This is a genomic window from Bradyrhizobium sp. UFLA06-06, from assembly GCF_054820065.1.
The window spans coordinates 1-1,377 of record NZ_JADFUD010000155.1 but is presented as its reverse complement, the minus strand read 5'-3'; the positions used below and the strand labels follow the sequence as shown (position 1 = coordinate 1,377).

Sequence of the window (1,377 nt, the reverse complement as noted above, 5' to 3'; positions counted from 1 at the left end):
TTCAACAGCCTGCTCTCATGTTTGCTGTCAAGGGACTCGATCAAGCGGAGCCGCTTCCGGCTGAGCGCCCGGACGCTGGACTTCGAAGGTGCCCACGGTAGGAGGCAGGGCCAAAGACGACGGTTGATCAAGCTCTCATGCGCGGGTTGGGTACCGCATGACCGTGGTTTCGTCTTGGGGCTGCCTCGGTCTAGGGGGCGAGCGTCGGCAATGCCGGCTCATAACAGGCCACGAGGATTCCCCACCGCGCCCTGCCTCCTGCCCTGGGCACCGATATGGTCGAGCAGCGCTCTTCAGGCGGCCGGCCCGAGTTGTACTTGACGAGCGATCGCCCACAGGAAGCCGACCATCTCGCGTGCAATGGCGGTGGTGACGATCACCTTGGGTTTGCCGGCCGACAAGCGGCGATAGCGGGCGCACAGCCTGACCTGGGCCTTCCAGGCGATATCGCGGATAGCTTGAGGCAGGCGCTCGTTACGGTCATGAAGCTTGCGACTGACGCGGGCTTGCATGCGATAGGTCCATGCCCCCTCGATCAGAGCCCGCCTGGCCAGAGCGTTGCCAGCCTTGGTGATGCCGCCGCGTCGGATGGTTGCGCCGCTCGAATACTCCGACGGCACGAGGCCGAGAAGCCATCAACTGGCGGGGATTGTCGAAGCGAGAGAAGTCGCCGACCTCAGCAACCACGGTCACGGCAACGATGAAGGCGACGCCGCGCATGGCCTGCACGGCCTCAACGAATGGCGTCATCGACCATTGTAGCGCCAGCTCTTCGATCCGCTTGGTCAAGCAGTCCACACGGGCCTCAGCGTCGGTCACGGCATGAAGGTAGTCCTGCAGAACGATTTGGCTCGCCGGGTGATCGAAGCGCACCGTGGTGAGCCAGCGACGATAAGCTAGGGTCCAGCCTTTCTTGCCGGCATAGATGCGCCCATGTCGCAGCAGGAAGCCTTGGAGATGTTGCCGCGCCTTGCCGAGCACACGCATCGCCGTGGCGCGGGCTCTCACCAAGTCGCGCATGGCCTCATGCGCCGCATCCGGAACCCACACCGCCGTCAGCTCGCCGCTCCGGTGCAGCTTGGCCAGCATCGCCGCATCGCGCCGGTCGGTTTTTACCCGATCCCCGGCCTTCATCGGGATCAGCGAGGGGGCCACCACGATGCAGTTGTGCCCCAGTTCCGTCAGTTGTCGATGCAGGCCATATCCGCAGGGTCCGGCTTCGTAACAAAAACTTACCTGCCGGTCACCCTTGCCAAGCTTCTTCGCCAGCTTGGCGATTTGATCTGCGCGATTAGGGATGATCCCCAAGTTACGAACTTCCCCGCCGCGCATCGCTTCGGCCACTGCAACCGAAATCGTCGCCTTGTGCACATCCAG

Annotated in this window: 1 pseudogene; it reads right to left on the bottom strand. The window is 63.4% G+C overall.

Features of this window, described 5'->3' with window-relative positions:
- Nucleotides 1-293: 293 nt before the first annotated feature.
- A pseudogene (locus IF803_RS42440) lies at nucleotides 294-1,377 on the bottom strand (IS110 family RNA-guided transposase); the annotation flags it as partial.